The 14402-nt window shown below is 66.9% G+C and carries 16 protein-coding genes; 9 read left to right on the top strand and 7 right to left on the bottom strand.

Going from position 1 to position 14402, the window contains the following annotated elements:
• From QZ847_RS09020 to QZ847_RS09000, 5 genes are all read right to left on the bottom strand, one after another.
• On the bottom strand, nucleotides 1-646 hold a 646-nt coding region (locus QZ847_RS09020; protein WP_294355733.1), incomplete at its 3' end, for a beta-ketoacyl synthase N-terminal-like domain-containing protein.
• A gap of 145 nt (nucleotides 647-791) precedes the next feature.
• Entirely contained in the window at nucleotides 792-1028 is a 237-nt protein-coding gene (locus QZ847_RS09015; RefSeq protein ID WP_017979028.1) for an acyl carrier protein, read from the bottom strand.
• 130 nt (nucleotides 1029-1158) lie between these two features.
• On the bottom strand, nucleotides 1159-1899 hold the full coding sequence (gene fabG, locus QZ847_RS09010) for a 3-oxoacyl-[acyl-carrier-protein] reductase (protein WP_294355728.1): 741 nt from the start codon (nucleotides 1897-1899) through the stop codon (nucleotides 1159-1161).
• 23 nt (nucleotides 1900-1922) lie between these two features.
• A complete protein-coding gene (gene fabD, locus QZ847_RS09005) occupies nucleotides 1923-2882 on the bottom strand; it encodes an ACP S-malonyltransferase (RefSeq protein WP_294355727.1) in 960 nt (319 codons plus the stop codon).
• Nucleotides 2883-2947: 65 nt separating this feature from the next.
• A complete protein-coding gene (locus QZ847_RS09000) occupies nucleotides 2948-4402 on the bottom strand; it encodes a glycosyltransferase family 39 protein (RefSeq protein WP_294355723.1) in 1455 nt (484 codons plus the stop codon).
• A 206-nt stretch (nucleotides 4403-4608) separates the two neighbouring features.
• Between QZ847_RS09000 and QZ847_RS08995 the strand changes: the two genes are divergently transcribed.
• From QZ847_RS08995 to rplI, 4 genes are all read left to right on the top strand, one after another.
• Nucleotides 4609-4968 (top strand): RcnB family protein, encoded by a 360-nt coding sequence (locus QZ847_RS08995; protein ID WP_294355720.1) that lies wholly within the window; start codon nucleotides 4609-4611, stop codon nucleotides 4966-4968.
• A 161-nt stretch (nucleotides 4969-5129) separates the two neighbouring features.
• Nucleotides 5130-5570: a 30S ribosomal protein S6 gene (rpsF, locus tag QZ847_RS08990; RefSeq protein WP_294190723.1), complete on the top strand. Its 441-nt coding sequence runs from the start codon at nucleotides 5130-5132 to the stop codon at nucleotides 5568-5570.
• On the top strand, nucleotides 5570-5794 hold the full coding sequence (gene rpsR, locus QZ847_RS08985) for a 30S ribosomal protein S18 (protein WP_010163758.1): 225 nt from the start codon (nucleotides 5570-5572) through the stop codon (nucleotides 5792-5794). The genes rpsF and rpsR overlap by 1 nt, the downstream gene beginning before the upstream one ends.
• 12 nt (nucleotides 5795-5806) lie before the next feature.
• The gene (gene rplI, locus QZ847_RS08980; RefSeq protein WP_019515016.1) at nucleotides 5807-6400 is read left to right on the top strand and encodes a 50S ribosomal protein L9; all 594 of its coding nucleotides are present in this window, start codon (nucleotides 5807-5809) and stop codon (nucleotides 6398-6400) included.
• A gap of 316 nt (nucleotides 6401-6716) precedes the next feature.
• On the opposite strand, the gene QZ847_RS08975 is transcribed toward rplI, so the two are convergent.
• Together QZ847_RS08975 and mutL are read right to left on the bottom strand one after the other, a co-directional pair.
• A complete protein-coding gene (locus QZ847_RS08975; protein ID WP_294190724.1) occupies nucleotides 6717-7208 on the bottom strand; it encodes a MarR family winged helix-turn-helix transcriptional regulator in 492 nt (163 codons plus the stop codon).
• A gap of 76 nt (nucleotides 7209-7284) precedes the next feature.
• Nucleotides 7285-9054 carry a DNA mismatch repair endonuclease MutL gene (gene mutL, locus QZ847_RS08970; protein ID WP_294355717.1) on the bottom strand — a complete coding sequence of 590 codons (1770 nt, stop codon included), beginning with the start codon at nucleotides 9052-9054 and terminating at the stop codon, nucleotides 7285-7287.
• A 134-nt stretch (nucleotides 9055-9188) separates the two neighbouring features.
• Between mutL and QZ847_RS08965 the strand changes: the two genes are divergently transcribed.
• From QZ847_RS08965 to QZ847_RS08945, 5 genes are all read left to right on the top strand, one after another.
• A complete protein-coding gene (locus QZ847_RS08965) occupies nucleotides 9189-10229 on the top strand; it encodes a rod shape-determining protein (RefSeq protein WP_019515020.1) in 1041 nt (346 codons plus the stop codon).
• A gap of 13 nt (nucleotides 10230-10242) precedes the next feature.
• The gene (gene mreC, locus QZ847_RS08960; protein ID WP_294355692.1) at nucleotides 10243-11160 is read left to right on the top strand and encodes a rod shape-determining protein MreC; all 918 of its coding nucleotides are present in this window, start codon (nucleotides 10243-10245) and stop codon (nucleotides 11158-11160) included.
• Entirely contained in the window at nucleotides 11160-11666 is a 507-nt protein-coding gene (gene mreD, locus QZ847_RS08955) for a rod shape-determining protein MreD (RefSeq protein ID WP_294355689.1), read from the top strand. The genes mreC and mreD overlap by 1 nt, the downstream gene beginning before the upstream one ends.
• Nucleotides 11663-13759 (top strand): penicillin-binding protein 2, encoded by a 2097-nt coding sequence (gene mrdA / locus QZ847_RS08950; protein ID WP_294355686.1) that lies wholly within the window; start codon nucleotides 11663-11665, stop codon nucleotides 13757-13759. The genes mreD and mrdA overlap by 4 nt, the downstream gene beginning before the upstream one ends.
• Nucleotides 13756-14402: FtsW/RodA/SpoVE family cell cycle protein (locus QZ847_RS08945; protein ID WP_294355684.1), on the top strand; the 647-nt coding region annotated here is incomplete at its 3' end. The genes mrdA and QZ847_RS08945, both read left to right, overlap by 4 nt.

Below are 14402 nucleotides of genomic sequence, written 5' to 3'. Positions count from 1 at the left end.
TGTTGAGCGCGCGCGCCTGCGCGAAGCCGGCGACGCCGAGCGGGTTGACCGTGCTCTCCGCACCGCCCGCCAGCATGATATCGGCATCGTCGTCGCGGATCATCCGCGCCGCGTCGCCGATCGAGTGTGCGCCGGTTGAACAGGCGGTCACGACCGCGTGGTTCGGTCCCATCAGCCCGTATTTGATCGACACCTGGCCGCTGATCAGGTTGATCAGCCGCCCGTGAACGAAATGCGGGCTGACGCGGCCCGGGCCGCGCTCGTGCAGGTTGATCGACTCGATCTCGATCCCCGGTAGACCACCGATGCCCGACCCGATCGAGACACCGGCACGCAGCTTGGTCGCCTCATCCATCTGGGTCAGCCCGGCATCTTCAAGTGCCTGTCCGGCGGCATCGATGCCATAGATGATGAACGGATCGACCTGGCGCTGGACCTTGTGGTCGACGCGCTGGTCGGGATCGAAGCCGTATTCGTGATCCTTGGGCTTAACCTCGCAGGCGATCTGGCACTTCTGGTTGGACGCGTCGAAGCGCGTGATCGGCCCGGCGCCCGACTTGCCGGCAATGAGGTTGGCCCAGGCGGTTTCCACGTCCGCGCCGAGCGGCGTGACGAGGCCCAGACCGGTGACGACGACGCGACGCATAGGCATTCCTTCTTCACCCCCGCCGGCGCGAGCGCTGACGCGCGCGGGTGCTTTCAAACTGAAACGGCTCCCCGCCCTCTGGCCGAGGAAGGGGAGCCGCTCAACATCTCGACTCTCCGGGTTAGGGGATCAGCCCCTCGTGCCCTTAAGCCTTGTGCTCGTCGATGTAGGTGATCGCGTCCTTGACGGTCGTGATCTTCTCGGCGGCGTCGTCGGGGATCTCGACCCCAAACTCTTCCTCGAACGCCATCACCAGCTCGACGATATCGAGGCTGTCCGCGCCCAGATCGTCGATGAAGCTGGCATCCTCGGTCACCTTGTCGGCTTCGACGCCCAGGTGCTCGACGACGATCTTCTTCACGCGGTCGGCAGTCTCGCTCATGGTAATCCCTCTTCTTCTTGGGGGGTCAGTAACTTCCTGAACGCAGGTAGAACGGGGAGCGTTTCGTGACAAGTGCGACGTTTAGCCGGTGCCTGCCACGCGTCGGCGCATTCCCCCTCACTGCGTCGCTTTACACCATTGCCATGCCGCCGTTGACGTGCAGCGTCTGGCCGGTGACGTAGCCTGCTTCCTTTGACGCAAGATACACGACCGCGGCGGCGATGTCTTCACCGGTGCCCAGATCGCCATTGGGGATGCGGCCGACGAGCGCGCTCTTCTGTGCCTCGGGCAGCACATCGGTCATCGCCGAGCGAATGAAGCCGGGCGCGACGCAGTTTACCGTGATGTTGCGGCTGGCAAGCTCCTGCGCCAACGCCTTCGACATGCCAACCAGCCCCGCCTTCGATGCGGCATAGTTCGCCTGTCCTAGATTACCGGTTTGGCCTACGACCGAGGTGATCGAGACGACGCGGCCGAAGCGCTGCTTCATCATCGGCTTGGCCGCCGCACGAATCAGGCGAAACGCGGCCTCAAGGTTGACGCGGATCACCGAGTCCCATTCCTCGTCCTTCATCCGCATCGCCAGATTGTCGCGCGTCACGCCGGCATTGTTGACGAGGATGTCGAGACGCCCGCCCAGCGCCTGCACCGCCGCGGGCACGAGCCCGTCGACCGATGCGGCGTCCGACAGGTTGGCAGGTACCGCGACGTGATCGCCCTCCAGCGTCGCGCGGAACGCCTCCAGCTTGTCGGCATTCGAGCCCGACACCGCGAGCCGCGCACCCTGCGCCGCCAGCCCGCGCGCGATCGCCGAGCCGATGCCGCCCGATGCGCCGGTGACCAGCGCGGTCATGCCTGAAAGATCGAACATGCTTCTTCTCCTCAGCCCGGATGTCAGAGCGTTTTGGTCAGCGCTTCGACGTCGTCCATCGTCACCACACTGGTGACGGTCGCGTCGGGGATGATGCGCTTGACCATCGGGCCGAGCACCTTGCCGCCGAATTCGACGAACTCGGTCACACCCGCATCGGCCATCGCCAGCACCGACTCGCGCCAGCGCACGCGGCCGGTCACCTGCTCCACCAGCAGGCGACGGATAGCGCCCGCGTCGGCGACTGCGGCGGCATCGACGTTGGCGAAGACGGGGACGAGCGGCGCGCGCAGGTTGGTCTCGGCGAGCGCGGCCTCCATCGCGCTCGCGGCGTCCGCCATTAGCGCGCAGTGGAACGGCGCCGAGACAGGGAGCAGCAGCGCGCGCTTCGCCCCCATCTCCTTCGCCAACGCGACCGCACGCTCGACCGCGGCACGGTGGCCGGAGATCACGACCTGGCTGGGATCGTTATCGTTGGCGACGGTGCAGACCAGCTCCGCGCCGCCCTCCGCCAGAATGGAGTCGACCGCGGCGCCGGCGATCACGCTCGCCTTCTCGACGTCGGCGCCCAGCAGTGCCGCCATCGCGCCCTCGCCGACCGGCACCGCCGCCTGCATCGCGCGCCCGCGCAATTTCAGCAGCCGCGCGGTAGTAGCGAGGTCGAGCGCCTCGGCCGCGCACAAGGCGCTATATTCGCCGAGCGAGTGGCCCGCAACATAATCCGCCTTGTCCGCCAGCCGCACGCCGCCTTCTTGGGCGAGCACGCGCAAGGTCGCTATCGCATTCGCCATGATCGCGGGCTGCGCGTTCTCGGTAAGGGTGAGGTCGTCGGCCGGACCTTCCCACATCACGCGGCTCAGATGCTGGCCGAGCGCGTCGTCGACCTCCTCGAACACCGCGCGCGCAACCGGCGACGCGTCGCTCAGCGCTTTGCCCATGCCGACCGCCTGGCTGCCCTGCCCGGGAAAAATGAATGCGCGCATCGCCCTCTCCATGCGTGAAGGGCTGCGCTGCTAGGCGGGCAGGCGAAAGCGGTCAACGGTTCGGGTCAATTGGGGCGGCGGACAAGCACGGCCTCCGGGCTCGGCGCGAACATCCGCCGGGCGATCGCGTGCGGGACCAGCGGCTCGAGCCCCAGCGTGCGCAGGATGGCGCCGACCTTTGTTGGCGGTGACGGATAGCGCGCAACAACCTGCCCTGGCGGCGCGTGCTCCACATCCGCAATCTCGAGCCCGCCCGGCCGCGCGGGTGCGTAGCGCAGGTTCTCGCGGCCCGCGTAGAGCATCGGGATCAGCGCGCGACGAACCGTCTGCGGATCGGCCGCGATCAGTTCACGCGGGTGCTGCGCCGACGCCTCGACCATCGCCTCCATCACCCAGCGCGGATGCGCGTTGCCGACGCCCATTAGCAGGAGGTTGCTGGACACGATCGCCGCGAGCAGCAGCGTTCGCCAGAAGGTCGACAGCCGCGCCGCCCAGATCGCGACGATTACCACCGCGGCGAGTGCGGGCAGCGTGAAGTAACGCGGGTTGAGCACGAGCTTGCCGTAGAGCACCGCGACGAGCAGGAACATCGCACCAGCCATCGCGCTAAGCACCACCATCCGTCCGCGCTGCTCGAGCGGCACCATGCGCCACGCACCAAGGGCAAGCGCCGCGCCCGCCACCCAGAACAGCAGGCCGAAATCGTCGTTGACCAGCAGCACAAGCAGCGGGTCGATCGGCGGCCATAACAGGAAATTGCCCTCCATGTTCGCGGCGCGGTCAATGTGATCGTCGTGATTGAACGCAATGGTGTAGCGACGCAGCGGATCGCCGGTCAGCACCCATTGGTACAAGGCTTCGCCACCCAGCACGATCGCGACCCCGACGCCTAGCGCGACCAGCACGCCGCGCGGCACCGGGCGACCGAGCAGGAACAACGGCACCAGCCCGACGAGCGGCAACACGCTTGTTTCACGGCACAGCACCGCGACCCCGAACGCGACACCGGCCGTGACGCCGCGGATGTATCCGGCCCGATCCGCTCGTGCGCCGCCCACCAGCATGACGCCCAGGATCAGCGCTGCCGCCTCGATCAGGTCGACCGACACCGTGGTCGCGTGGCTCACGATCACTGGCAGCGTCGCGGTCAGCAGTGCGGCGATCCAGCCGCTGCGCGCGCCCGCGACCTTGGCGGCGAACACCCCCGTCACGGCAACGACGCAGGCGTAGAAGATCATCGCCGTCACCGCGAAGGCAGCAAACCCCTGCCCCAACAAGTGCAGCATTGCCGCGAAGGTGATCGTCAGCGGAAAGCGCGTCGTCCAGTGGTTGTCGCCCGCGAACGGCGGCTGCGTCATCACCTTCATCGCGCCCTGCCAGTAGAGCGAATCGTCCGACGCCTCGAACCCGATCCAGCCGACCCACAGCACGAGCGCCGCACATCCGAGCAGTAGCAGGAGCCACGGCAGCGTTCGCGTGCGATCTCCGGCATCGACGCGGAAGGTGTAATCGATCTTCATGGGTTCCACGCCTAGCCCAAAGCCACTTGCAATTTGGTTGCAGCGCTTCAAACCGGCGTGTTTCTGTCGCCTCGTTCAGGAACGACCCGTTCCTGCGACATTTTGCGACCAAATCGTGTAGCGACCGACACGGGAACGCGACACGCGGTTCCCAATTTAGCTCTCGACGGCGGGTGATGCCGCTGCGAACAACGGGAGCCAAGATCATGTTCAAGAAGATCATTCTTTCCGCGATTTCCGCCTCGGTCGCGCTGACGCCGATCGTCGCTGCCTCCGCCGAAGCGCAGACCCGCACCGTGACCACGGTGAAGGAGCGTCGTAACGGCACGGTCGTGCAGCGCACGGTCACGACGCAGGCGAACAACGGACGCAACTGGCGCGCCGGCCAACGGTTCGACCGCCGCTACGCGCCCCGTTATGCCCAGATCGACTATCGCCAGTTCCGCGGTCGCGGCCTCTACGCCCCGCCGCGTGGCTATCGCTGGGTTCGCTCGGGCCGTGACGCGGTACTCGTCGCCGATCGTGGCGGCACCGTTCGCACCGTGGTGACACGCATCTATCGCTGAACCCCTTCTCCCTTGCGCCGGACGCATCGATCCGGCATAGGGCACAACGCTTCGGGCGGGACGGTTCATCCGTTCCGCCCTTCGCTTGTTTCAAGACGACAGCCGGAGGGGCGGTGCGCATGGGGCGTCCGTCAGCGATCGGCCAACATAGAAGGTAGCACATGGCTCTCTACGAGCACGTGTTCCTTGCGCGCCAGGATCTGGCACAGGCGCAGGTGGACACGCTGGCAGAAAACGCCAGCAAGATCGTGACCGACCACGGCGGTCGCGTCGTGAAGACAGAGAACTGGGGTCTGCGCAGCCTCGCGTACCGCATCGCCAAAAACCGCAAGGCTCACTACGTGATGCTCGAGATTGACGCACCCGGCGAGACCGTCGCCGAGATTGAGCGTCAGGCCGGCATCAACGAAGATATCATCCGCTACATGACCGTCCGCGTCGACGAGCTGGAGCAGGGTCCGACCGTCATGATGCGCAAGCAGGAGCGCGACCGTGAGCGTCGTGCCGATCGCGGCGAGCGCGGTGGTGACCGTGGCGAGCGTGGTGGTGATCGTGGCGACCGCGGTGATCGTGGCCCCCGCCGTGAGGAGGAGTTCGCGTAATGGCCCGTCCGTTTTTCCGTCGTCGCAAGTCGTGCCCGTTCAGCGCCAAGGATGCGCCCCGGATCGACTACAAGGACGTCCGTCTGCTCCAAGGCTTCGTGTCCGAGCGCGGCAAGATCGTGCCGTCGCGCATCACCAGCGTATCGGCCAAGAAGCAGCGTGAGCTCGCACAGGCGATCAAGCGTTCGCGTCACCTGGGCCTGCTGCCCTACATCGTGAAGTAAGGAGTAGCAGACATGGACGTCATTCTGCTCGAGCGCGTCGAGAAGCTCGGCGCCATCGGCGACGTAGTGAAGGTGAAGGACGGGTTTGCCCGCAACTTCCTCCTGCCGCGCAAGAAGGCGCTGCGCGCCAACGAAGCCAACCGCAAGGTGTTCGAGGCCAACCGCGCCCGCATCGAGGCTGACAATGCGGCACGCCGCGGCGACGCCGAGAAGGAAGCCGGTTCGTTCAAGGACGCGCAGGTCACGCTGATCCGCCAGTCGTCGAACACCGGTCAGCTCTACGGCTCGGTCGCAGTCCGCGATCTGGTCGAGGCGCTGAACGAAGCCAAGTACAAGGTCACGAAGAGCCAGGTCGTGCTCGATCGCCCGATCAAGGCGATTGGCCTGTACGACGTCAAGGTGCAGCTGCACCCCGAGGTCGTGGTGAACGTCAAGGTCAACGTCGCGCGCTCGCCCGAAGAGGCCGAGATGCAGGCGTCGGGCGTCGACGTCATGCAGCAGGTCTTCGAGGAAGGCCGCGACCAGGGCGGCTTCGTCGAGGCGTATGACCCGAATGCGGAGCCCGGCGCCACCGCCGAGGTACAGCAGGAGCAGGCGCAGGGCTGATGCCCCGCGCCGCTTCGGCAACGAAAAAGGCCGCTCGGGCAACCGAGCGGCCTTTTTCGTTTCGGCGTAGATCGCGCTTAGGGGTTCATCAGAACCGCGGTGACCACGGCCGAGAACGGGATCAACGCCATCATGACGGGAAAGAACTGCTTCATAACATCACCCTGCGACCACGTGTTGCGCGGTAAAATGCACGAGGCGGTTTAGGGTTGCCGATTAATTAACAGCCGCATCGTCCCTCGATGACGCAACAGCAAAGGGGACAGACGAAGCGCACGAGCTACCGGCCCACCAGACGACTCGCCACGCGACCGCGTCAGAGACCCTGCGCAGAGCGGAATTGAACCCGCGCTTCCTCACCCATCAGATGCTGCATTACGATCCACGCGCCGATCACTGCATCCGGCCCCGCCGCAGTATAGGCGCGTGCCACATTGTCGTGCAGTTCGTCGAAGATCGCCTTTTCCAGCTTGGCACCTTCCGCAGTCAGCATCATCAGCCGCTGCCGCCGGTCGCGTGCACCGGCATGCTGTTCCATCAATCCCTTTGTGATCAACTGCTTGGCGACACGGCCGAACGATTGCTTGGTGATGCCGAGAATGGCGAGCAACGCGGTGACGTTGATCCCGGGCTGTCGCGCGACAAAATACAGGATGCGGTGGTGCGCCCGCCCAAGCCCAAGCGCGGCCAGCGTCTCATCGGCGTGGCGCAGGTGCCGCGTGTTGCTGAAGAACATCAGGTCCATCCCGCCGCGAATCGTCTCTTCACGCAGGATCTGGTCGCGGGGCGGCATTACGATATCGCTCATGGATAGGAGTGATGCCGTAGTAATTTATGTTACGCCATAGGCAGAATGCACCAGATGTCGTCCTGATTTCAGGCGATCAGCGCCGGCCGAACAGCTTTTCGATGTCTCCGTGCGCCAATTTGACCCAGGTGGGCCGCCCATGATTGCACTGCCCGGAATGCGGCGTCGCCTCCATTTCGCGCAGCAGCGCGTTCATCTCCGCGACCGACAGCACGCGTCCGGCGCGCACCGATCCGTGGCACGCCATCGTGCCGGCGACCGCGTCGATTCGCTCGCGCAAGCTCAGCGCCTCGTCGAACGCCGCCAACTCGTCGGCAAGATCGGTCACCAGCCCGCTTGGGTCCGCGCTGCCGAGCAACGCCGGCGTCGCGCGCACCAGCATTGCGCGCGGGCCAAAGCGCTCCAGCTCCAGCCCCAGTTCGGCGAGTTCGTCGCCACGCGCCTCGAGCCGGTCGCACGCCGGCTCCTCCAGCTCGACCACCTCGGGTAACAGCAATGCCTGGCTGGCGACGGTGCCGCCCGCCAACGCACGTCGCATCCGCTCGAGCACCAGCCGTTCGTGCGCGGCATGCTGGTCGACCAGCACCAGTCCATCAGCGGCCTCCGCCACGATATAGGTCTTGCTCACCTGCCCGCGCGCGACGCCGAGCGGGTGTTCGGCAGTCTGTGGCGGCGGCGCCCATGCTGGCTCGGCGCGCGCCTGCGGCGGCGCGCTGATGAAGGTAGGGCGATAATCGTTCAGGTAGTTCGCGCTGGAAGGTTGTTCGAGCAGGCGGGGCTGACTGTCCTGCATCGTGACGGTCGCGACTGGCTCGGGTCGCCACATCGCGAGGGCGTCGTCGCTCGGCCGCTGAACCGCGCGGTGACCGGCGGCATCGAGCGCACGGCGAAGGCCAGACACGATGGTGCCGCGGATCATCACCGGATCACGAAAACGCACCTCGGTCTTCGCCGGATGGACGTTCACGTCAACGAGATCGGCGGGCAGGTCAAGGAACAGCGCCACGACCGCGTGCCGGTCGCGCGGCATCATCTCGGCATAGGCACCCCGCAGCGCGCCGAGCAGAAGCCGGTCCTTCACCGGGCGACCGTTGACGAACAGATATTGGTGATCCGCCACCCCGCGGTGAAAGGTTGGCAGCCCGGCAACGCCGCCCAGCACCACCTCGTCGCGAACGAAGTCGATCGCCACCGCATTGTCGGCGAGCGCGCGGTCGGTCAGCGCGGCGACGCGCTCCGGCCGGTCGTGCTGCGCCGGCACCGACAGCGAGCGACGCCCGTCGTGCTCGACCGCGAAGGCGATTTCGGGTCGCGCCAGCGCAAGCCGGCGTACCACGTCAAGACAGGCGGCATATTCGGCGCGCGTGCTGCGCAGGAACTTGCGCCTGGCCGGCACGCGCGCGAACAGCCCCTCGACCACCACGCGCGTTCCCGGCGGCAGCGCGGCCGGCCCCTCGCGCACTACCGCGCCATTGTCGACCACGCGCGACCAGCCCTCCGCGCCCATCGGCCGACTCTCGATCGTCACGCGCGCAACGCTCGCGATCGAGGGCAGCGCTTCGCCTCGGAAACCGAGCGTCTCTACCCGGTCAATGTCCTCGTGCGGCAGTTTGGAGGTGGCGTGGCGTTCGAGTGCCAGCGCGATCTCGGCCGGCGCCATGCCGCAGCCATCGTCTGCGACCGCGATCCGCTCGACACCGCCCGCGGACAGCTCCACCGCGATGCGCGAGGCGCCAGCGTCGATCGCGTTCTCGACCAGCTCCTTCAACGCACTGGCCGGTCTTTCCACCACTTCACCGGCAGCGATACGGTTGACCAAATGCTCGGGCAGACGACGTATTGACACCGCGAAGTCCCTAGCCCAAGCGACGCCATCCCGCGACCCGAAAGATGCACACGCGAAGGCCTCCGACGTGGCTTCGACGGGCGCGACACAGGCAAGAACCGCCGGCAAACGGCGCCACACGGAACGCATCCCACATGATCTTCTCGCGCTTGTTCAAGATGTCCTCGCACGACATGGCGATCGATCTCGGAACGGCGAACACCGTCGTCTACGTCCGCGGCCGCGGCATCGTGCTCAACGAACCGTCGGTGGTCGCGGTGGAGACGATCAACGGGCAGAAGCGCGTCAAGGCGGTCGGCGACGATGCGAAGCTGATGATGGGCAAGACGCCCGGCACGATCGAGGCGATCCGGCCGCTTCGCGATGGCGTGATCGCGGACATCGACGTTGCCGAGCAGATGATCAAATATTTCATCGAAAAGGTGCACGGCCAGCGCCGCTTCATGCGCTGGCCCGAGATCGTGATCTGCGTGCCCTCGGGCTCGACCAAGGTCGAGCGCCGCGCGATCCGCGACGCTGCGCAGAACGCGGGTGCGAGCCAGGTGTGGCTGATCGAGGAGCCGATGGCGGCGGCGATCGGCGCGGACATGCCGGTGACCGAGCCGGTCGGCAGCATGGTGGTCGATATCGGCGGCGGCACGACCGAGGTCGCGGTGCTCTCGCTGCGTGGTCTCGCCTACACCACTTCGGTCCGCGTCGGCGGCGACAAGATGGACGAGGCGATCGTCTCCTACGTCCGCCGCAACCACAATCTGCTGATCGGTGAGGCGACTGCCGAGCGGATCAAGCAGGAGCTCGGCTGCGCCAAGCCGCCCGCGGACGGCATCGGCAAGAAGGTCTTCATCAAGGGCCGCGACCTCGTCAACGGCGTGCCCAAGGAGATCGAGATCAACCAGGCGCAGATTGCCGAGGCGGTCAGCGAGCCGGTCGCGACGATCGTCGATGGCGTCCGCATCGCGCTGGAGAATACCGCGCCCGAGCTTGCTGCCGACATCGTCGATCAGGGCATCGTGCTGACCGGTGGCGGCGCGCTGCTGCAGGGATTGGATGAGGTGCTGCGCGACGAGACCGGGCTGCCGGTCACGATCGCCGATGATCCGCTGATCTGCGTCGCGATCGGCACCGGCCGCGCGCTGGAGGATCCGATGTTCCGCGCCGTCCTGCAAAGCGGCTGAGAGCAAGACGCACATGGCGCCGCCGCGTGATCGGCGCCCGGGTTTCTCGCGACGGGCGCAATATGGTGTGTTCTTCGGCTACATCCTCGCCATCGCCGGCGGGGTTGTGGGTGCGGTGCTGCTCGCGCTATCGCTGCTGAACCCGACCGGCTTTTCCGCCGCGCGCGCCGCGGTGGCTGAGGTGACTGCGCCGGTGTCCAGCGCAGTCGCCGTCGCCGTCGATAGCGTGTCTGGTATTCCCGACGCGATCGCGTCATGGTGGGACGTACACGGCAAGAATGCCGAACTGACCGTGCAGGCTTCACGCGCGCGGCCTGCGCTGGTCGCCGGGCACCTGGCACAGCTGGAGAACGCCCGGCTGCGTCGACTGCTCGCCGTCCGCGATCTTGATCCAGCGGTGGTCGTCACCGCGCGGATCGTCAGCAGCAGCGCCACGAGCACGCGCCGCTACGGCCTGCTCAACGCCGGTAGCTGGCAGGGCGTACGCGAAGGCCAGCCGGTGCTGGGGCCAGAAGGCCTTGTCGGTCGCGTGCTGGAAACGGGCCCCAATACCGCGCGGGTGCTGCTGTTGACCGATCCACAGAGCATCGTGCCCGTCCGCCGCCTGCGCGACGGCTTGCCCGCACTCGCCGCCGGACGCGGCGACGGGCTGGTCGACATTCGCGTGATCGACACCGACGACGCGCATTTCAAGGCGGGTGACCTCTTCGTCACCTCTGGCAGCGGCGGGATCTTCGGCCCCGGCGTGCTGGTCGCGCGGGCGCTGCGCGGCGGCCCCGAAACCGCGCCGGCCAAGCCGTTCGCGCGTCCCGACTCGCTCGACATCGTGTCGGTTCGCCGGATCTATTCGCCGCCGCTGCTACCGGCGCGCGCGGCGGTGCCCGGTGCCGCACCATTGCCTTCACCGACCGCCACCCCACCTGCCCCCTGATGCCCGCCGCCGAGCCATTATTCCGCGAGCCGCTTCCACTCGGCAGCGCGCGCCTGCTGCCGTGGACGACCGTCATGGCGGGGTCGCTCCTGACGATCGTGCCGGTCGGTGCGACCCTGCCGCTGCTACCGCCGTTCGGGCTGCTCGTCCTGCTCTCCTGGCGGCTGCTCGCGCCCTTTGCGATCCGGCTCTGGGCTCCCGCCGCACTCGGGCTGTTCGATGACATCGTATCGGGGCAACCGATCGGCAGCGCAATGCTGCTATGGACGCTCGCCTATTTCCTCGTCGGCGCGATGGAGGCACGATCGGGCCTGCGCGATTTTTGGCAGAATTGGGCGATCGCCGCCGCCGCGATCGCGCTCTGCCTCATTGGCGGTCGGTTGGTGGCGACGCCGGTCTCCGCGCACGTCGAGGTCGCACTCGGCTTTCAGATCATGCTGTCGGTGCTGATCTTTCCCGCAGTCGCCTTTCTGATTGGGCGCGTCGATGCGAGGCGGGCGCGATGAGCTTTCGCGGTCCGCGCGTCCTGACCGAATCGATGCAGGCGTTCAGCTTCTCGCGCCGCGCGTGGCTGCTCGGCGCCGGGCAGCTCGGGGTTGGCGGACTGCTCGTCGGGCGTATGGCTTGGCTATCGGTGGCGGAGAACGAGCGCTACAATCTCCTGTCGGAGAGCAACCGCGTCAACAACACGATGATTCCGCCGCGCCGCGGCTGGATCGTCGACCGGCACGGACAGCCGATCGCCAACAACCGCACCGACTTCCGCGTCGACCTGATTCCTGACCGCATCGTCGACAAGGACGCGACGCTCGCCGCGCTACGCAAGCTCCTCGCGCTCAACGACGAGGACATGCTGCGGATCGAGGCGGACCTGAAGAAAGCGGCCGGCTTCCAACCCGTGCCCGTGGCGGAGAACATCGACTGGGAACGTTTCGCCGCGGTCTACGTCCGCCAGCCTGAGATGCCGGGCGTCGCGCCGACGCGCGGCTTCGCGCGCAACTATCCGGCCGGCGCCGCGGTCGCGCACCTGACCGGCTATGTCGGCGCGGCCAACGCCGAACAATATAAGAAGACGCACGACCCCCTGCTCGTCACACCGGGTTTCAAGCTCGGCAAGGATGGCCTTGAAAAGCAGCTGGAAAGCGAACTCCGCGGCACGCCAGGCGCCAAGCGTGTCGAAGTCACCGCACGTGGCAAGGTCGTCGCCGAACTGCCCACCCGTGCCGACGTCCCCGGCAAGACGCAGAAGCTGACGATCGACGCCGGGCTGCAGGAATATGCCGCGCGCCGGCTCGGCACCAATTCGGGCTCGGCGGTGGTGATCGACTGTCGCACGGGTGAGATGCTCGCGATGGTGTCGATGCCCGCCTACGATCCCAACAGCTTCTCGGACGGCATCAGCCATCTTGAATGGAAGATGCTGTCGGATAACGATCACGTCCCCTTGATGAACAAGGTGACGCAGGGGCTGTATCCGCCGGGATCGACGGTGAAGCCGATGAACGGTCTCGCGCTGCTCGCTGCGGGCGTCGGCGCGCATGACCGCGTCGTCTGTTCAGGCGCGATGCGCGTCGGCACCGGCGTCTTCCACTGCCACAAGCGCGGGGGCCACGGTCCGCTCGACCTGAAGGGCGCGATCGAGCAGAGCTGCGACATCTATTTCTACGAAATGATCCGCCGTGTCGGCTACGACAAGATCGCGCCGATCGCGCGGATGATGGGGCTGGGGCAGAAGTTCGATCTGCCGCTGGCGACGCAACGCTACGGCACCGTGCCAGATTCCGAATGGAAGCTGCGGAAATACAAGACGAAATGGACCGTCGCCGACGGCCTGAACGCGTCGATCGGCCAGGGCTATGTGCTCGCCAACCCGTTGCAACTTGCCGTTATGGCGGCGCGGCTCGCGTCGGGTCGCGCGTTGCAGCCGAGCTTGCTCTCGCACCACGTCCACCTCGACGCACCGGCGCTGCCGCTCGCCTCGGAGCATCTCGCGATCGTGCGCGACGCGATGTACGGCGTGGTGAACCAGGGCGGCACTGGCGGCGCGGCGCGGCTGCTGATCCCGGGCGTCGCCATCGCGGCGAAGACGGGCACCGCCCAGGTCCGCCGCATCACCATGGCGGAACGGCGCGCGGGCGTGCTCAAGAACGGGCAATTGCCCTTCAAGCTGCGCGACCACGCTTTGTTCGTCTGCTTCGCCCCTGCCGACAATCCCCGCTACGCCGCCGCGGTCGTGCTCGAACATAATGGCCACACCGTCCGCAATCTCGACACGCCGATGATCGGCCGCGACATCATGACGTGGCTGTTCGATCGCGACCGCGCGATGAAGAGCCTCGCTGACGTCGAACCCACCTGGGGCGGCGACATCAAGACGCGCATGGCCGCCGAAGCCGCCGCCTATCGCGCCGCCCAGGCGCCGCAGCCCGCGGCCAACGCCACCAAGACCGATTCGACCGTCCCCAGCGATTCGGACGCGGTGGAGGCGGCGACCGATCTCGCCAATGCGACGCAGGCGGCGATGGGCCCCGCCGTCGCCAACGGCGACGTGCCGAGCGATACCGACTCTCCCGACGACGCTGCGGGCAACACGCAGTGAGCCGTGGCCATCTGATCCCCGATCCGATCGCGCGGCTGCCCTGGCGCGTCATTTTGCTGATTATTGCGATCGGCACCTTCGGCCAAATCGTACTCTATTCCGCCGCCGGCGGCTCCCTACAACCCTGGGCGCTATCGCAAGGCATCCGCTTCTTCATCCTGCTCGGCATGGCGCTGGCGGTCTCCTACGTGCCCGAACGCGTCTGGCGATCCGCTGCGCTGCCAGCCTATGTCGTCATCGTCATCGCGCTGGTGCTGGTCGAGCTGGTCGGCGCGGTGCGCGGCGGCAGCCAGCGCTGGCTCGACGTCGGTATCAAGCTGCAACCGTCCGAATTCATGAAGCCCGCCATCGTGCTGGCCTGCGCGCGCTTCTACGACATGCTCCCGCCGGGCGAGACGCGGCGCTTTGGCGCGATCTGGCCTGCCTGCCTGTTGATCGGCATCCCCGCCGCGCTCATCGCCAAACAGCCCGATCTCGGCACCGCGCTGATGGTTACCGGCGGCGGCATCGCGGTGATGTTTCTGGCGGGCGTCCCGATGCGCCTGTTCGTCGGCGGTGCGCTCGGAATCGCGGTCGCGGGGCCCCTCGCCTTTCAATATGCGCTGCACGACTATCAGCGAAATCGCATCCTCATCTTCCTCGA

Origin of the sequence: uncultured Sphingomonas sp., assembly GCF_913778135.1 — a bacterium.
Taxonomy (GTDB): Bacteria; Pseudomonadota; Alphaproteobacteria; order Sphingomonadales; family Sphingomonadaceae; genus Sphingomonas.
Note: the sequence above shows the minus strand (reverse complement) of the source record. Positions and strands in the feature narration are given on the sequence as shown.

Coding starts and splice junctions, on each gene's coding strand:
- QZ847_RS09015 (WP_017979028.1), bottom strand. CDS start 1,028: ATGAGCGAGACTGCCGACCGCGTGAAGAAGATCGTCGTCGAGCACCTG.
- fabG (WP_294355728.1), bottom strand. CDS start 1,899: ATGTTCGATCTTTCAGGCATGACCGCGCTGGTCACCGGCGCATCGGGC.
- fabD (WP_294355727.1), bottom strand. CDS start 2,882: ATGCGCGCATTCATTTTTCCCGGGCAGGGCAGCCAGGCGGTCGGCATG.
- QZ847_RS09000 (WP_294355723.1), bottom strand. CDS start 4,402: ATGAAGATCGATTACACCTTCCGCGTCGATGCCGGAGATCGCACGCGA.
- QZ847_RS08995 (WP_294355720.1), top strand. CDS start 4,609: ATGTTCAAGAAGATCATTCTTTCCGCGATTTCCGCCTCGGTCGCGCTG.
- rpsF (WP_294190723.1), top strand. CDS start 5,130: ATGGCTCTCTACGAGCACGTGTTCCTTGCGCGCCAGGATCTGGCACAG.
- rpsR (WP_010163758.1), top strand. CDS start 5,570: ATGGCCCGTCCGTTTTTCCGTCGTCGCAAGTCGTGCCCGTTCAGCGCC.
- rplI (WP_019515016.1), top strand. CDS start 5,807: ATGGACGTCATTCTGCTCGAGCGCGTCGAGAAGCTCGGCGCCATCGGC.
- QZ847_RS08975 (WP_294190724.1), bottom strand. CDS start 7,208: ATGAGCGATATCGTAATGCCGCCCCGCGACCAGATCCTGCGTGAAGAG.
- QZ847_RS08965 (WP_019515020.1), top strand. CDS start 9,189: ATGATCTTCTCGCGCTTGTTCAAGATGTCCTCGCACGACATGGCGATC.
- mreC (WP_294355692.1), top strand. CDS start 10,243: ATGGCGCCGCCGCGTGATCGGCGCCCGGGTTTCTCGCGACGGGCGCAA.
- mreD (WP_294355689.1), top strand. CDS start 11,160: ATGCCCGCCGCCGAGCCATTATTCCGCGAGCCGCTTCCACTCGGCAGC.
- mrdA (WP_294355686.1), top strand. CDS start 11,663: ATGAGCTTTCGCGGTCCGCGCGTCCTGACCGAATCGATGCAGGCGTTC.